This window comes from Streptomyces sp. NPDC001678 (assembly GCF_042892945.1).
Taxonomy (GTDB): Bacteria; Actinomycetota; Actinomycetes; order Streptomycetales; family Streptomycetaceae; genus Streptomyces.
The window spans coordinates 25,357-41,603 of record NZ_JBIAUP010000023.1 but is presented as its reverse complement, the minus strand read 5'-3'; the positions used below and the strand labels follow the sequence as shown (position 1 = coordinate 41,603).

The following is a 16,247-nucleotide window of genomic DNA, read 5'->3' as shown; positions in this document are numbered from 1 at the left end:
ACAGCCAGGCCCGCACCTACTTCACAGAAGCACTCCAGTTGGCCAAGGTCGTCGACGACCGCCCATTCATGGCCAACGTGCTGTCATGCATGAGCCTCCAGGCGACGTACGAGGACCGCCCGGCCGACGCGGTGGCACTCTCGACCGCAGCCCAGGACAGTGCCCGATGGCATGGTGGTACACCGCGTGTCATGGCGATGCTGTCGATGCGGGAAGCGTTCGCCCACGCGACGATGACCAACCAGTCGGCCACCCACGCCGCTCTAGCCGAGGCGCACAAGCAGTTCGAGCGCGTTTCCGCCACCGACGCCGACCCGTCATGGGTCACGTACTTCGACGAGGCCAAACTGATCGTGGACACGGGCATCGCCCGCGGTCGTCTCGGCGAAGCAGACGCCGCCGAACCACTGGTCGCGAACGCCCTACGGCGAGCCCATCCGGGCAACCAGCGCGGCCGGGCCTTCCACTCCTTCTGGCTGGCCCGCATCCAGCTCCAGCGCGGCAATCTCGACGAGGCGTGCGACACCGCCGCCGGCGCTCTGCGGTACGCCTCGGTGGTCGACTCCGAGCGGGTGACGGGACACCTGCGGGAGTTCCATCAGCAGCTCACGCCGTACCGCAAGGAGCCCGCAGCCATGGCCTTCGAGACACAACTGCGGGCCACCCTCCGATGATCCGGTCAGCGGATCGATTCGTCCATCAGGACGTACAGCAGGCCGACGAGTGAACCGCTGCTGACGATCTCGCGGCGGTCGATCATGCCGCGTACCTGGTCCAGCGGGATCCACTCGATCCGGTCGGACTCGTTCTTCTCCGTTGGGGGACCGATGTGCGTGGCGCCGTCGGCCCGGAAGACGTAGTGCTGCGAGTCCGTGATCCCGTTCGCGGGCTCCGCATAGATCAGCGGCTTCATCGCCCCGGGACGCCAGCCGGTCTCTTCCTCGACCTCACGGGCAGCCGCCTGCTCCGGCGTCTCCCCCTCCTCGATCAGACCCATGGGCAGCTCCCACGCCCACGAGTCCGTGATGAACCGATGGCGCCACATCATCAAGACCTCGCGCCGATCATTGACCACCGCCGCCACGGCCAAGTGACGCAGCCGTACGACGTGATGCTCCCAGCGCCGCCCGTCCGGCTGCTCTACGTCCACTAGGCACAGGTTCACCCAGGGATTGCTGTATATCCGCCGTTCGCCGTGGGTCTTCCACTGCATGTGTGTTGCCCCTCTCGCCGTCCCCACCAGCATCCCAGAGGGCCGGTGGAGGCGGGGAGTTCGAGCGGGATCACGGCACCTGCCGCCGAGAGATGAAGGCGGAGCCGGGCCTCAGGCCGTCCCATCCGCAGTACCTCGAACCGGCTAGTTGGTAGCTCCGTAGCCTTCCTTGCACCCTCGTGCCCTAGGCCAGCGCCAGGCCCCAGCTAAGCCTCGCAGGCAGGCAAGTGCACATAGATGGCGAAAACAGGTACTCCCCATCCAGGGCCGCAACCAGAAGAATGCTGGCTCATCGCACTTGCGAAGGTGTGCACAGCAACTAGCAGGACATAGCAGCAAAGCAGGCTCCACGGCACCATGCACGCCCATTCAGACAGTCATACCTGAAAGGCGAGTGATCGTTCGTGAAGAAACGTGGCGCATTACGCTTCATCGTCGCCGTCGTCGCTGCTTCTGCGATCGGCATAACCACTGCCAGTCCGGCATCCGCTAACGGATGGATCCAGTGGAAGAACAAGAAGACCGGTCTCTGCCTGGGCGCCAATGGCCCCAACAGCTACGCCGTAATGAAGGACTGCGGCGAGGTAGGGGGCTGGTACGAGGAGAACATCGACGGCACCTGGAGATTCAAGAGCACGGGCGCGCGAGAGGGAGGCCAGTGCCTCGACAGCAGCACAAGAGGAAGCGTCTATTGGGGGGCGTGCGAGGGCTACGGCAACATGTACCAACGCTGGCAGGAGCTGAGCTACGGCCCTGGCTGGGTCCTCAAGAACGCACAAACCAAACTGTGCCTGATGAGTGACCCCTCAAATCGGATTTACACCGGCAACTGCGACGGGGATAACGAATACCAGTACTGGGCGTGACGATCTCCCCAGTCGCCGTTCCGTTGAAGTGAACGACGGCAAGGGAAAGCCCCCCCCCCACTATCAGGCTTGAGTTCTAGTGGTCGTCGCAACACCCCAGCTCAGGGGATGCGATGGACTTCGAGGTCCGCAAGGTGCGGAAGGCTCAGGGGCGTAAGAAGCTGCATCGGGAGCGGGAGGAACACTTCCGCCTCATGCAGCTGGGGTACTCGAACAAGGAAGCCTGCCGGGTCGTCGGGATCAACCTGAGGACCGGCCGTGAATGGCGGAACGGCAGGACGAGTCCCCACCGGACCGTGGCGCCCGCGCTTGCTCCGCGGACGCCACGGTACACTGCGTCGCGATACCTGCGCGAGGACGAGCGCATCCACATCGCCGACCGGCTGCGGGAGAAGGCCACCGTCCGGGCGATCGCGGCCGAACTGGGCCGCAGCCCCTCCAGTGTCAGCCGGGAGATCCGCCGCAACCGCACTATCGGAACGCGCGGCCAGTGGCACTACAGGCCGCACGCGGCCCAGGCCCGCGCCGATGCCCGCCGGCCCCGGCCCAAGCCCGGAAGGATCGGTCGGAACCCCGAACTGCGGGACTTCATCCAGGAGCATCTGACCCGGCGGTGGAGCCCCGAGCAGATCTGCCACGCTCTGCGCAGGCAGTTCCCCGACCGGCCGGAGATGCACGTGACCCACGAGACGGTCTACCAGGCCCTCTACGTCCAGGGCCGGGGTGAACTCCGCCGCGAACTCGCCAAGGCCCTGCGGACCGGACGCGCCCGGCGCCGGCCGCACCGCCGGTCCAACAAGCGCCAGCCCCGCGCGGTCAGGGACATGGTCATGATCAGTGAGCGCCCGGCCGAAGCCGCCGACCGTGCCGTCCCCGGCCACTGGGAGGGCGACCTCATCGTCGGTACGGAGAACAAGTCCGCGATCGGCACACTCGTCGAACGCACCACGCGCTACGTGATGCTGGTCCATCACCCCGCCGACCACACCGCGCCGAACACACGGGACGCCCTGGCCGAGACAGTCAGGACACTTCCGGCGTATCTGCGACGCTCACTGACCTGGGACCAGGGATCGGAGATGGCCGCCCACCGGGCGTTCACCATCGCCACGGACGTCCCGGTCTACTTCTGCGACCCCGCCAGCCCCTGGCAGCGCGGCACCAACGAGAACACGAACGGCTTGCTCCGGCAGTACTTCCCGAAAGGCACCGACCTGTCCGTCCACAGCCGCGAGGACCTCGACGCCGTCGCCGCCGAGCTCAACAGCCGCCCACGCAAGACGCTCGGCTGGGAAACCCCAGCCGAGCACCTGTCTAAACTGCTCGCGGCCTGATCAACCAACCACGGTGTTGCAACGACCCCTCGAATTCGCCGGCCATCCCCGCGAGCGCGGGAAGCAACAGGCCGGCATCACCGTGCCGGACGGCGCAGCGGGTCCATCCCCGCGTCCGCAGGGAGCAGTAGACGGCGTCCCCGGCGTCGGCCATCAGCTCGGGGCCATCCCCGCCGGCGGGGAGCAGTGCTGGCCGACTACGTCCGCCGTGAGCTGATCCGGGCGATCCCCGAGCGCGCGGGGAGCAGGTGGTGTGGCCGTCCCACCCGCGGCAGATCCGGGGTCCATCCCCCGATGCGCGGGGAGCAGCGGTCGCGGTGGCCGCACTTCTCGGCTCTATCCCCGCGTGCGCGGGAAGCAGTCGGTCTCGGTGTAGGGCGGCAGGTCCTCGTCGGGTCCATCCCCGCACGCGCGGGGAGCAGGGGCGGCGCCACCGGCCGCCGGGCGTGAGCTCGGGGTCATCCCCGCGTGCACGGGGAACAGGTAATCGCCGACAGTATGCGGGTCCTGCCCGAGGAACCATCCCCGCCTGTGCAGGGAACAGGCCGGGGCGTTGCCGCAGCGGCGGAAGCGGAGGGGCCATCCCCGCGTGCGCGGGGAACAGTGGCGGGCAGGGTCCTTCGACATGAAGTCGGCGGGTCCATCCCCGCATGCGCGGGGAGCAGCATGCGGCGCGCCTTGGCAAAGACCCCGAGCTGGGTCCATCCCCGCGCGTGCGGGGAGCAGGCTGACCTCTCGACGACGTCGCCCTGGCCGGGTCCATCCCCGCGTGCGCGGGGAACAGAGGTGCCGGTTGAAGAGGGCTTTGACCTTGACGGGTCCATCCCCGCGTGCGCGGGGAACAGTCGACGGCCCCGGCGCAGCCCTGCCCGAGACGGGGTCCATCCCCGCGTGCGCGGGGAACAGTCCCGCATCAAGATTCGGGTGGCCGCCCTCGTGGGTCCATCCCCGCGTGCGCGGGGAGCAGTGCGGCGCGGGCTCGGGGCGCCGCCGCGAATGCGGTCCATCCCCGCGTGCGCGGGGAGCAGACTCCGCGACCTGCAGGTTTACAGTCAGGCAGAGCTGTTTTTGAGCACTTTCACCGACTCAGACATACAGAACATTTAAACCTCTGCTTGTTCACTGAAGAGCTGGCGGGCGGCGGCATGGCTCAACCAGCATCGCAGACCCGACCACTTGCAGACCGATGCCCGTCACGAAGCCGCCGGGACACCGAGAGGACGGCTCCCCCGCGACGCAGGAAGCGCCCCGGCCGACAGGCCCGCTGGCATACACGTCCCAGCGCTTTCCCCCTCACACCAAGTCGATCACCCGCCGCACACCCAGCTACCGGGCCAAGCGGCAATGCTCTGCGAGTATCTGGCCAACAGATGCCCTTGACGGACTCGGCTGACGGGACAATGGTCGTGCAATCGGTCGCAATCACGTCGACACGAGGAGCGGGTAGGAATGAAGCTGCGGTTCCTTGGGATCATCCCGAACACCGGCAAGGACGACTCGCCCACGATCTGGCTGGACCAGGACAGCGGAGACCTGCTGATCCAGACCTATCGGGCCACCGAGGAGGAGCTGAAGGCGTGCAAGGAGACCGGCTCGGTCCCCGGTCACAGTGCGGATGTCCCGGATCACGAGACAGTCGTCCGGCTGCCGAAGATCATGCTTCAGTACATCCCCCGACCGGACGGAGACTCCGCCGATGAAGCCCCCGGCACGTGAGCCCTTGTCCCAAGCCCGGCGGTCTGCGATCCATCTGGAAGTCCGCGACCACTACCACAGCGAGGACCCGGACTTCCTTGCATGGCGAGAGGGCCGCCGCAGGTTCACCCTGGACAACCGGGCGGACTGGTGGGAAGGCTGGCACGATACTGTGCGCGCTGCTGTGTCCCGGGGTGTGGCCGTCCGCCGGGCCCGTGTCGTCTCCGAGCCGCTCAGTGAGTATGTGCGCTGGGAGTACGCCTACGCCGTGACCAACGCCGCTGCCGGCGAGCAAGTCCGCTGGCTCCCCCGCCGCCAGGCCAAGGACCTGGCTGTCCCTGCCGTGGATTTCTGGGTCTTTGACGGCAAACTTGTGCTGTTCCACCACTTCAGCGGGGACGGCGTGCTCATGGAGCGCGAGTACGTCTCTGACGGTGCGCTGGCCACGTGGTGCACTGAAGCGTTTGAGGCGGTCTGGAAGCGGGCCACGTCTCATGAGGAGTACAAGCCGGTCTAGCGCGCCATGCCTGTATCAGGATCATCAAGCGTCCAGCAAGCCCGGCAAGTCCTTGCCGACCGCCTTCGCGAGTTGGTCAAGGACGCCGGGCTGGACGGTAAGAGCCTCGCCGCACTGTGTGGCTGGCACCCGTCCAAGGTCTCCCGGATCTCCAGCGCCAAGACCCAGCCCAGCGCCGATGACATCCGCGCCTGGTGCCGGGCATGCGACGCCGAGGATCAGGCAGAAGACCTGATCGCCTCCCTGCGGGCCGTCGAGGGCATGTGGCTGACATGGCGCCGGCTCGAGCGTGCCGGGCTGCGACGGTCCCAGGTGGAACGGCTCCCGCTGTATCAACGCACGCGCCGGTTCCGGTCGTACTGCTCCTGGGCACTCCCCGGCCTCCTCCAGACCCACCAGTACACCGAGGACGTGCTCCGGACAATCCAGCAACAGCGGGTACCGGTCGACGACGTGGCCGACGCCGCAGCCGCACGAATGGAACGCCAAAGCGTCCTGCACGAAGGACAACGCCTGTTCGCATTCCTGATCGAGGAGCCGGTGCTCAGGAACACACTCAGCTCCCAGGAAGCGCAAGAGGCACAGCTGGAACACTTGCTCAGCGTCAGCCGCCTGCCGAACGTCGGCCTGGGCGTGATCCCCGTAGCACAGCAGCGCCGCCAACTGCCGGTGGAGAACTTCTGGATCTACGACAACACCCAGGTCAACGTCGAGCTGGTATCCGGCTACCTCACCATCACACAGCCCAGCGAGATAGCCACGTACGCCGGGACCTTCGCCGCGCTGGCCGGCATGGCAGTACACGGCCCCAAAGCCCGCAAACTGATCACAGCAGCCATCGCGGACCTCAGATGAACTGCTCCACAATCACACGCAACCAGCCAGGAGCTCAAACCTCGCCCTTCCCGGCGCGGTGGTTCATCCGGACCACGTAAAGAGATGGCGAGACAGGCAGCCGCACACAGACAGCAGCACGACCGACCAGCCCACCGGACAGCCAGACCCATCCCCGCACGCCCAGGGAGCAGGATGAGCCAGCCCAGGCCGGGCATGGGCAGAGGGAACCACCCCCGCACACGCGGAGAACAGGGGCTATGGCGCGCGGCCGAGCACGGCGCGACAGGTACATCCCCGCGTACGCGGGGAGCAGTGGTGTGCGGGCACAAGGGTCTCCCCTCGGTGGGGTCCATCCCCGCACGCGCGGGGAGCAGGCTAGGCCGCTGTGCGCGCGGGCCAGGGAGTCGGGTCCATCCCCGCGTGCGGGGAGCAGTAGAGCTGACCCCGGGTCAGACCATGCGCGTGGGGACCATACCCGCGTACGCGAGGAGCAGACATTCGGGCTTCCGCTCGTGCTTTGGCCGCAGGACCATCCCCGCACGCGCGGGAAGCAGCGACTGAACGCCAATTCGGCATCGCCGAACGCCGGTTCATCCCGCACGCGCGGAGAACTGTCTGCCCATTGCTGCAAGCGATTGGGCAGTTGGGGGGGCATCCCCGCATACGCAGGAAACAGCACCGTGCCGCTGGCCCGTCCGCACCACACCGCACTGCACCTGGGGTCATCCCCGCGTACGCGGGGAGCAGCCCGAGGAGATCGGGGAGGCAACCGGGCAGGCGGGTTCATCCCAGCGTGCACGGGGAACAGAAGACACCCCGCCGTCCCGAGGGACAGCAGTGCGGGTCCATCCCCGCGCGCGCGGGGAGCAGGAGGAGGCCGAGGTGGGGCGCTCGATGCGCTTGGGTCCATCCCCGCACACGCGAGGAACAGAGCGCTGCCCGGGCCATCTGCCCGCTGCTGGCGGAGCCATCCCCGGAACACACGGGGAACAGCCGCCGCGGCTGGGCTGACTGTCGTCCGGCGGGGGGGCCGTCCCCACACGCGCGGGGAGCACGACGTGCTGTTCCGCTGACACCCGGCACATGAAGGAACCATCCCTACGCGTGCGGGGAGCAGTCCAGAGCGGCCGTCTGCGTGCGGGTTAGGCCAGGACCATCCCCGTGTGCACGGGGAGCAAGCAGGAACTTCCGCCCCTCGATGTGCCCGGCGCGGGTTCATCCCCGCGTGCGCGGGGAGCAGTCGTCGCCATAGAGGGTCTTGTGCTTGCCCTGGGGTTCATCCCCGCGTGCGCGGGGAGCAGCCGCCGATCTGCCCTGCTCCCCGCCCGTGCGGAGGGTCATCCCCGCATGCGCGGGGAGCAGTTGCCCTTGCTGCCCTTGGCCGTGCTTACACGTGGGTCATCCCCGCATGCGCGGGGAGCAGGTGCCGGGCACGGTGGCGGTGTACCGGGAGGTGGGTCCATCCCCGCGTGCGCGGGGAGCAGGGCATCGAGCTGGACCCGCGCCTGCCCTCGCCGGGAGGTCATCCCCGCGTACGCGGGGAGCAGTACCCCGCCATCTCCTCACTCTTGTACGTGACCAGGCCATCCCCGCACGCGCGAGGAGCAGTCATCGGCGGCACAGGGCGCAGGCCCCCTCACGGACAAGGAGTCCATCCCCGCGCACAGGAAGCAGACGTCGCCGTCCTCGTTGCGGATCAGCTTGTAGGGACCATCCCCGCACGCACGGGGAGCAGGCCGGTATGCCCGTCGATGACCATCACGGTGGGGGATCATCCCCGCGTGCGCGGGGAGCAGTCAGCGTCGTTCTTGAGCTCCCCGATCCCTTTGGGACCATCCCCACATGCGGAGAGCAGCACGGACTCCTGCGCGGCGCGCAGTCCGGTACGCAACCATCCCCGCACGCGCGGGGAACAGACACCGGCGGATCCGGCGGCCGGTCCGTACGTGGGGTCATCCCCGCGTACGCGGGGAACAGGGCGAGCCTGGTGTCGTACTTCAGGCTGCTGCGGGGTCATCCCCGCGTGCGTGGGGAACGGACTCCGCGACCTGCACCTTTACAGCCGGGCGAAGCCGTTTTTGAGCACTTCCACCGACTCAGACATACAGAATATTTCCGCCCCCTTGCTTGTCACGAATAGCCGACAGGCAGCACAGCAGACTCAGCATCACAGGCACAGCCACATGCCGACCAATGCCCGGGAAAACAACAGCCGACACCCGCGACACCCACCCCACCCACCAGTTCGAGACCATCCCCGCGTGCACGGGGAGCAGGAAGCAGTCCGGGGGCCTGTATGCGTGCGCGGCGGGGTCATCCCCGCGCACGCGGGGAACAGGTCACGCTCCCGCCCGGCCGTTACTGGGCCTCGGGGTCATCCCCCGCGTGCGCGGGGAGCAGTTGAACCAGAAGCGCCGTGACCGGCTGGGCGGAGGGTCATCCCCGCGTGCGCGGGGAACAGGGACGGCGGACCCGGGCAAGAACCCCTTCAGGCAAAACCATCCCCCGCACGCACGCGAAGCAGGAAATCGAGCACGTGGCGCCTGAGCTGGGGTGGGCCCATCCCCGCGCGCACGGGGAGCAGCCTCTGCGAATCGCTGCCAGTCCATGCTCATGCGGGTTCATCCCCGCGTGCGCGGGGAGCAGTTGTGGCTGGTGGGCAGTACGCAGGGGATGCGGGGGTCATCCCCGCGTGCACGGGGAACAGGTAATCGCCGACAGTATGCGGGTCCTGCCCGAGGAACCATCCCCGCCTGTGCAGGGAACAGGCCGGGGCGTTGCCGCAGCGGCGGAAGCGGAGGGGCCATCCTCGCGTGCGCGGGGAGCAGCGGGCCCCGTGTCGGTCCTCTCGGAGCACGGCGGGTCCATCCCCACGTGCGCGAGGAGCAGGAGCGTCCGGCGGATGGTGGCCTCGATGGTGTCGGGTCATCCCCACGTGCGCGGGGAACAGGCCTGACCACGCCCCGGGGGAGGTGCCGGCCCAGGGCCATCCCCGCGTGTGCAGGGAGCTTGGTACCCCAGACCGTTGGCACTCGGAGCCATCCCCACACACCAGAAGCACTGGATGAACTTGATGGACCCAGCGACGTCCTTGGGGTCATCCCCGCCGACGCAAGGAACAGCGAGCAGAGCCAGGGCTACGCGCTGGACGACTTCGACTGGGGCCATCCCCGCATGCGCGGGGAGCAGTGATCCGTCGCAGGGTCTGCGCGGTCAGCCCGGGAGTCATCCACACACGCGCGGGGAGCAGGTGCGCGCGGCCCCGTCAGCGCTTTTGGTGGCGGGGGCATCCCCGCCGTGCGCGGGGAGCAGCCGACGGCCCATTTGGTGATGGTGGGGCCCAGGGGGTCATCCCCGCGCGTGCGGGGAGCAGTCAACGAACGGCGTTCAGGCCGGGCTCGTCGGGGGAACATCCCCTCACACGCGGGGAGCAGACTGCATGACCTGCACTTTTACAGCTGGCCGACGCTGTTTTTGAGTACTTTCACCGACTCGGACATACAGAATATTTCCGTCCTTGCTTGTTATGGAGAGCTGGCGGATGCGCCAAGGGGAGAACATCGGCTGGATGGCACGCCGGGCCTCGGTACGCTTCTTGCCGTCGAGAAGAACGAACCAGCGGCGCATGGGCTCGGTGGGGTGGGCGCACTCCCTGTGCATGTCCGCGGGAAGGTAGCTGAGGTTGATAGCGTCCAGGGTCTCGGACGACAGGCGCGCTTCCTGGAGGGCAGCCTGTATCTGGTCCGGGCCCCAGACGACCCAGCAGCCGAGGTCCTCGTAGTAGCGGACCGGTGAGGTCGCTTCTCCGGTGATCACGCGGGTTCCTTCTCTTGGGTGTCAGGGTCGGGCTCGGGCCGTGGCATGGCGGGCAGGTCTCGCTGGGAGCGCATGGGGCCGAGGGCGAGGACGAGCCCGCAGGGGGCGAGAACGGCGTTCATGATCCACATGGCGGGCCGGGGGCCGAGGGCGTCGCCGAGGAAGCCGCCGATCAGTGCGCCGAGCGGGATGGTGCTGTGGTTGAGGACCATCGTGGTGGCAACGACACGGCCGAGGATGCGCGGTGGGCAGTAGGTCTGGCGGAAGGAGGCCAGGACGACATTGCAGGTGACGATGCCGAAGCCGAGGACGAAGGTGCCGAGGGCGAAGAACGCCAGGCCTGCGCCTGATGTTGTGAGGGGAAGGAGCAGGGCGAAGGGCCCGGTGAGCAGTTGGGTGGCGAGCATGCCGCGGGCGGTGCCGAAGCGCCGCCCGACGGCGGGGGCGACGGAGGCTCCGACGATGCCGCCGATGCTGCCGGCGGTGAGGAGCACGCCGACGCTCGCGGTGCCGGCGCCGACGGTGCGTACCAGGAAGACGACCTGCACGGCCTGGTATCCCAGGAGTGCGAAGTTGACCAGCGCGCCGTAGGTGACGATGGGGCGCAGGTAGCGGTCGCTGAATACGAAGCGCAGGCCTTCAGCGATCTGCCGGCCCAGGGGGATGGGTTGGTCGGGCTGTTCCGGCTTCGCCTCTCTGGCCTTGATGCCTGTGAGGCAGAGTGCGGACAAGACGAAGGTGAGGGCGTCGAGGAAGAGGCCGGCGGCGGCTCCGAAGGCCTGGCTGATCAGGCCGGCCAGACCTTTGCCGACCACGTCGGTGGCGGATTCGCTGGCGCTGATGCGGGCGTTGCCCTCTTGGAGGTCGGCCTCGGTGAGCACGGTCGGCAGGTAGCTGTGCACGGCGGTGCGGACGAAGACGGCTGCGATGCCGCAGATCAGCACGACAGCGAGGAGGTGGCTGAAGGTGAGCGCGTCGAGCCAGGCCGCTATGGGGACGGTGGCGTAGAGGACGGCGGAGACGACGGCGCACGCGATGAGCAAAGGGCGGCGCCGCATCCGGTCCACCCAGGCTCCAGCGGGCAGGCCGACCAGCAGCCACGGCAGCCAGACCGCGGCGCTGAGCAGGCCCACGGCGGTGGCGCTGGTGTTAAGGGTGACGACGGCGACGAGAGGGACGGCCACCGTGGTGACGCTGTTACCGATGCCGCGTGAGGTCTCGCCGATCCACAGAAGCCTGAAGTCCTGCTGGCCCAGGACCCCCCGCTTTCTGCGCGTGCTGGTGCCGGCGGTGTCGTCGGCGTTCTTCGTCTCCACGCTGATGACTTTCTGCTAGAGGCGGGTGACCGCGCCGGAAAGCGGGGTGCTCGTTGAGCCGGGACATGAGCGCGATGTCCCGGATGCCGTCGCGGGACAGGGCTCACCTGAGGAACCTCTCGACGCCCATACCGAAGCCTGAGGTGACCACGGGGAGGTCCTCGCACATGCGGACGTACCAGGCATACTCTGCTCGTTGACGTCGTGCAGGGCCATTGATTTGCGCAGCAGTTCGATGTCCGAGTGACGTTCGCCGCCCCCACGGGTACGGGGAGCAGCGGGCGGCGGCGTTGAGCGTGGACACGTCCTGGGGACCATCCCCACACGAGCGGGGAGCAAGCCTTCGTATCGGAGAGGCGAGGAGGACCACAAGGGGTCCATCCCCGCCCGCGCGGGGAGCAGGACGTGGGTGCCTGTGGTGAGCGGCTCGAGGAGGGTCCATCCCCGCAGGGACGGGGAACAGCCACGGCCGCCCATGTCAGTGCCGGCGGCCTCGGAGTCATCCCCACGCTCGGGGAACAAGCCCCGGACCGGACGCTTCAGCTCCAACCGGAGCAGGAATCCCCGCGCATAGCAGGGAGCAGAACCACATGGCCCCGGAGTTGTCACCGTCATTGGGGCCATCTCCGCGTGCACGGGGAGCAGCCGTCCGGCGAGGACTTGAGTCCACTCGACCAGGGACCATCCCCGCGTACGCGGGGAACAGGACAAGGCCTTCAGCGAGTTCAAGCTCGCCGAGGGACCATCCCCGCACGTGCGGGAAGCAGGGACAGCTGCGGTGTCGGCACCGTCATGCCTCAGGTCCATCCCCGCGTGCGCGGGAAGCAGGAGTGTCGTTGTCGATGCCGAGCAAGATCGAGGGGCCATCCCCGCGAGCGCGAGGAGCAGGTCGCCTGCGCCCGGCGGAAGCGCCGGAACTTGGGTCCATCCCCGCGTACGCGGGGAGCAGGGGGTCGTGCTCTACGCGGTGTGGATCGGCCTGGGACCATCCCCACGCGTGCGGGGAGCAGGAGAGGACGTTTGTGGACCCGTCGGCCGCCTCGGGTCCATCCCCGCACGCACGGGGAGCAGCACGCGTCCGCCTCCCACTGGCGGACGGTCTTGGGGTCATCCCCGCGTGCACGGGGAACAGCCACCGATCACCCACACCTCCCACTGGTCCTCAGGAGCGCACCCACGGGCACGGGGAGCAGACTTGGCGGGCGCGACCTTGCCCTGTTCCAGCAGGTCAATCCCCGCGTGCGCGGAGAGCAGGCAATAGGCAATGCACTTGCCTTCCTGTACGGGGGGGCCATCCCCGCGTACGCGGGGAACAGTTGCCCACTCCGGCCATGCCCAGGAAAGCCACGGGACCATCCCCGCACGCACACGAAGCAGGGAATCGAGCACGTGGCGCCTGAGCTGGGGTGGACCCATTACCCGCGCGCACGGCTTCGTTTCGATCAGGGTGGTGCGCGTGGTGCGGGACCATCCCCACACGCGCGGGGAACAGGGTTACCGCACAGCCCCGCTGCCTGGGCTTGGGGGTCCATCCCCACATACGCGGGGAACAGCTGCTCGACGGGAAACACTGCGGGCTGACACGCGGTCCATCCCCGCATGCGCGGGGAGCAGTCGAGCTTGAACAGGAACCTGGGGTTGTGGCTGGGGTCATCCCCGCATGTGCGGGGAGCAGCCTTCTATGCCTTACCAGGGTCGTGAGGGGCGGGTCCATGCCCACGTGCGCGGAGAGCAGAGAGCTTATGCAGCTGCTTGGACTCCTTGCCCGGGTTCATCCCCGCGTGCGCGGGGAGCAGGACGACGAGGCGCTGCGCACTGCCGCATTGGAGGGACCATCCCCGCGTGCGCGGGGAGCAGACATCGGTGACCTGAACGCCTCGGGGATAGATAGGGCCATCCTCGCACGCGCGGGGAGCAGACGTAGGGCCGCCAGGTCCCGGGGTCATCCCTGCATGCGCGGGGAGCAGAGCTGGGCCGGGATGCGAACCGTCACGGTGTCGGGTCCATCCCCGCGCACGCGAGGAGCAGCTCTGCGCGATCACGCTCGCCAATCAGAGCGTAGGGCCATCCCGCGCGTGCGGGGAACAGGCTATGGCCGCGGGCGCGGTCACCTTCATGGGGGGAGACCATCCCCGCACGCGCGGGGAGCAGCCCAAGCAGCGCCGGTTCCACGCGGCCACGGAGGGTCCATCCCCGCGTGCGCGGGGAGCAGTTAGCGTCGTTCTTGAGCCCCTCGATCTCCTTGGGACCATCCCCGCGCGCGAGGAGCAGCCATCGGCTCACCGGACGACGTGGTCAGGATGGGGTCCATCCCCGCACGCACGGGCAGCAGCCGGAGTCGGCGGCGAGGAACCGTAGTTCCATGGGGCCATACCCGCGTGCGCGGGAAGCAGACCGGCCGGACTGCGCCAGTCCAGTGCGGGAGGGGACCATCCCCGCACGCGCGGGGAACAGCAGTCCTACCCGCCCCGCTCCCTCACGGCAAGGGGTCGTCCCCGCAAGCGCGAGGAGCAGCCGGAGGTCGAGTGTTCATGAATAGGCCTGATCAGGGGCCGAGGAAGCCGGCTGGAGATCCTTTCCCGTCCGGCCGTAGATCGTTTCCCAGTATCAGGTCCCCAAGCAGGTAGCAGCCCGGTCACCAGACGCGGTCCCGCCATTCCTCGGTGGGGATGCGGCCCTCCGTGACATCACAGCAGCGCTCGGCCCAGGCGGAGGCGACCAGCACCGGCCTGCTCAGGACAACATCTCCGGCGCGCTGGGCACGCAGGACGACCCCGAGCGTCTCGGAGCCCGGGTCGGCGTGCTGGGAGTACCGCAGGTCGTGACCGTTCGCGGACGCGTACCCGGCGAAGGCATCCTCAAGCTCGGACGGGACTCGGCCAACGAGCCGCAGCCCGTCCAGGGTGACTTGTGGACCGCGAAGTGCGCTGACGGCCACGCAGGCCAGGCGCCCGGCGTCGTAGTAGGCCGTGACAGCCGGCCCGACGGGTTCGCCGACGAGGGTGAACTCCGAACTCACCACGGGACTGTCGTAGCCGCCAGAGGTGACGAAGGGCTTCAGCAGGTCCACAACTGCCTCAGCCGCTTCGTCGTGCGACATCCCGAACCGCAGCGGCCCAACACCCTCACCAGGGAACATCTCCCACTGAGCTCGGTCAGCCTCGTTGACAACCGCCCAGACACCCACCCTCTGCACCGCCTCACCTTAATCACTCAGCCGTCCGCAAGACTGCACAGATTATCGACCTCCCCACGCTCCCCGCGTACGCGGGGACCAGCCGATCGATGCCATGTGGTGGACGATCACGCCGGGACCATCCCCGCACGAGCGCAGGGAACAGGAGGTCACCCGCCAGACTCCGGCCACCCTCGCGGGGCCATCCCCGCACGCGCGGAGAGCAGACGGGCGTGGGGACGACGGCGAGGGCGGAGAGGGGCCCATCCCCGCACGCACGGGGAGCAGTACGTGGACTTGCGCGGCCTCATGATCGAGAAGGGACCATCCCCGCACGAGCGCAGGGAACAGTCGAAGCGGACTTGAGTGCCCAGCCATGGGGCGGGACCGTCCCCACGTACGCGGAGAGCAGTCGGCGGACCCCGGGGCCAGGGCGGCTACCTTCGGATCATCCCCGCGCGTGCGGGGCGCAGGTGCTGCTCGTCAACGCTCACGGTGCCGCTGCGGGTCCATCCCCGCACGTGCAGGGAGCAGAAGTCGCCGCTGAAGCCGTTCATCTGTTCGCGGGGTCCATCCCTGCGCACGCGGGGAGCAGGCGCGCCCCCGCCTGGTACAGCTCAGAGAAACGGGTCCATCCCCGCACGCGCGGGGAGCAGCGGTCGGTGGACACTGCGTTGATGGCAGGCTCGGGTCCATCCCCGCGGGCGCAGGGAGCAGGAGCACCTCAATGCGACGGCGGTCGAAACGGAGGGTCCATCCCCGCGGGCGCAGGGATCAGCGGGACGGGGCCCGCGGGCCGGCCGGACGACCGGGTCCATCCCCGCACACGCAGGAAGCAGGCAAGCAGGATCTCCAGGACCTGGCGGACCGTGGAGCCAATCCCGCGTGCGCGGAGAGCAGAACGAGCAACTCGACTTCGACGCCGAAGTAACGGGACCATCCCCGCGCGTGCGGGAAGCAGCCCACCACCGAGACCGGTGGTTCTGCGTCGCCGGGACCATCCCCGCGTGCGCGGGGAGCAGCAGCCCTCTCCCTTGCCCAGGACGACGACCTCGGGGCTATCCCCGCACACGCGGGGAGCAGGGACAAGGACGGCAATGCCCCAACGGTCGGGCAGGGGTTGTTCCCCACGCGTACGAGGAACAGAAGGCCCTGGACGGTGGGTCTCGTACGTCGCCTCGGGATTATCCCCACACGTGCAGGGAGCAGAACCTGAATGACCAGGTGATCCACCTCGCGGAGGGGTCATCCCCGCATGCGCGGGGAGCAGCCGTCGTGGGCGTTGCGCATGACCTGCCGGATGGGGCCATCCCCGCGTGCAGCGGGGAGCAGGGCCTGTTGTGGATGGCCGTCGCCGTCTCCGCGGGGCCATCCCCGCGTGCGCGGGGAACAGCGTTCCTCGGTGCCGTCGCGTCGCTGGACGACGGGTCATCCCCGCACGCGCGGAGAACAGCAGGAATGCCAGCCGTTTCCGGGCG

The 16,247-nt window shown here is 68.5% G+C and carries 10 protein-coding genes; 6 read left to right on the top strand and 4 right to left on the bottom strand.

Annotated features, from left to right (window positions below):
• Positions 1-191 precede the first annotated feature (191 nt).
• The gene (locus tag ACFYZR_RS31245) at positions 192-674 is read left to right on the top strand and encodes a hypothetical protein (protein WP_391916586.1); all 483 of its coding nucleotides are present in this window, start codon (positions 192-194) and stop codon (positions 672-674) included.
• Positions 675-679: 5 nt separating this feature from the next.
• Here ACFYZR_RS31245 and ACFYZR_RS31240 read toward each other — a convergent pair whose 3' ends face one another.
• The gene (locus ACFYZR_RS31240) at positions 680-1,213 is read right to left on the bottom strand and encodes an NUDIX hydrolase (protein WP_391916583.1); all 534 of its coding nucleotides are present in this window, start codon (positions 1,211-1,213) and stop codon (positions 680-682) included.
• 404 nt (positions 1,214-1,617) lie between these two features.
• On the opposite strand from ACFYZR_RS31240, the gene ACFYZR_RS31235 reads away from it, so the two are divergent.
• From ACFYZR_RS31235 to ACFYZR_RS31215, 5 genes are all read left to right on the top strand, one after another.
• The gene (locus ACFYZR_RS31235) at positions 1,618-2,079 is read left to right on the top strand and encodes a ricin-type beta-trefoil lectin domain protein (RefSeq protein ID WP_391916580.1); all 462 of its coding nucleotides are present in this window, start codon (positions 1,618-1,620) and stop codon (positions 2,077-2,079) included.
• Between the two features lie 113 nt (positions 2,080-2,192).
• On the top strand, positions 2,193-3,413 hold the full coding sequence (locus ACFYZR_RS31230) for an IS30 family transposase (protein ID WP_391916577.1): 1,221 nt from the start codon (positions 2,193-2,195) through the stop codon (positions 3,411-3,413).
• Between the two features lie 1,449 nt (positions 3,414-4,862).
• Complete coding sequence (locus ACFYZR_RS31225; protein WP_391916575.1) at positions 4,863-5,129, top strand: hypothetical protein; 267 nt, start codon at positions 4,863-4,865, stop codon at positions 5,127-5,129.
• Entirely contained in the window at positions 5,110-5,625 is a 516-nt protein-coding gene (locus ACFYZR_RS31220) for a DUF6879 family protein (RefSeq protein ID WP_391916572.1), read from the top strand. The genes ACFYZR_RS31225 and ACFYZR_RS31220 overlap by 20 nt, the downstream gene beginning before the upstream one ends.
• A 6-nt stretch (positions 5,626-5,631) precedes the next feature.
• A complete protein-coding gene (locus ACFYZR_RS31215; RefSeq protein ID WP_391916569.1) occupies positions 5,632-6,480 on the top strand; it encodes a Scr1 family TA system antitoxin-like transcriptional regulator in 849 nt (282 codons plus the stop codon).
• 3,399 nt (positions 6,481-9,879) lie between these two features.
• Here the strand turns inward: ACFYZR_RS31215 and ACFYZR_RS31210 are convergent.
• From ACFYZR_RS31210 to ACFYZR_RS31200, 3 genes are all read right to left on the bottom strand, one after another.
• A complete protein-coding gene (locus ACFYZR_RS31210; RefSeq protein WP_391916567.1) occupies positions 9,880-10,278 on the bottom strand; it encodes a hypothetical protein in 399 nt (132 codons plus the stop codon).
• Positions 10,275-11,594 carry an MFS transporter gene (locus ACFYZR_RS31205; RefSeq protein ID WP_391916564.1) on the bottom strand — a complete coding sequence of 440 codons (1,320 nt, stop codon included), beginning with the start codon at positions 11,592-11,594 and terminating at the stop codon, positions 10,275-10,277. The genes ACFYZR_RS31210 and ACFYZR_RS31205 overlap by 4 nt, the downstream gene beginning before the upstream one ends.
• A 2,635-nt stretch (positions 11,595-14,229) precedes the next feature.
• Positions 14,230-14,664 carry a hypothetical protein gene (locus tag ACFYZR_RS31200; protein ID WP_391916562.1) on the bottom strand — a complete coding sequence of 145 codons (435 nt, stop codon included), beginning with the start codon at positions 14,662-14,664 and terminating at the stop codon, positions 14,230-14,232.
• Between the last annotated feature and the right edge of the window lie 1,583 nt (positions 14,665-16,247).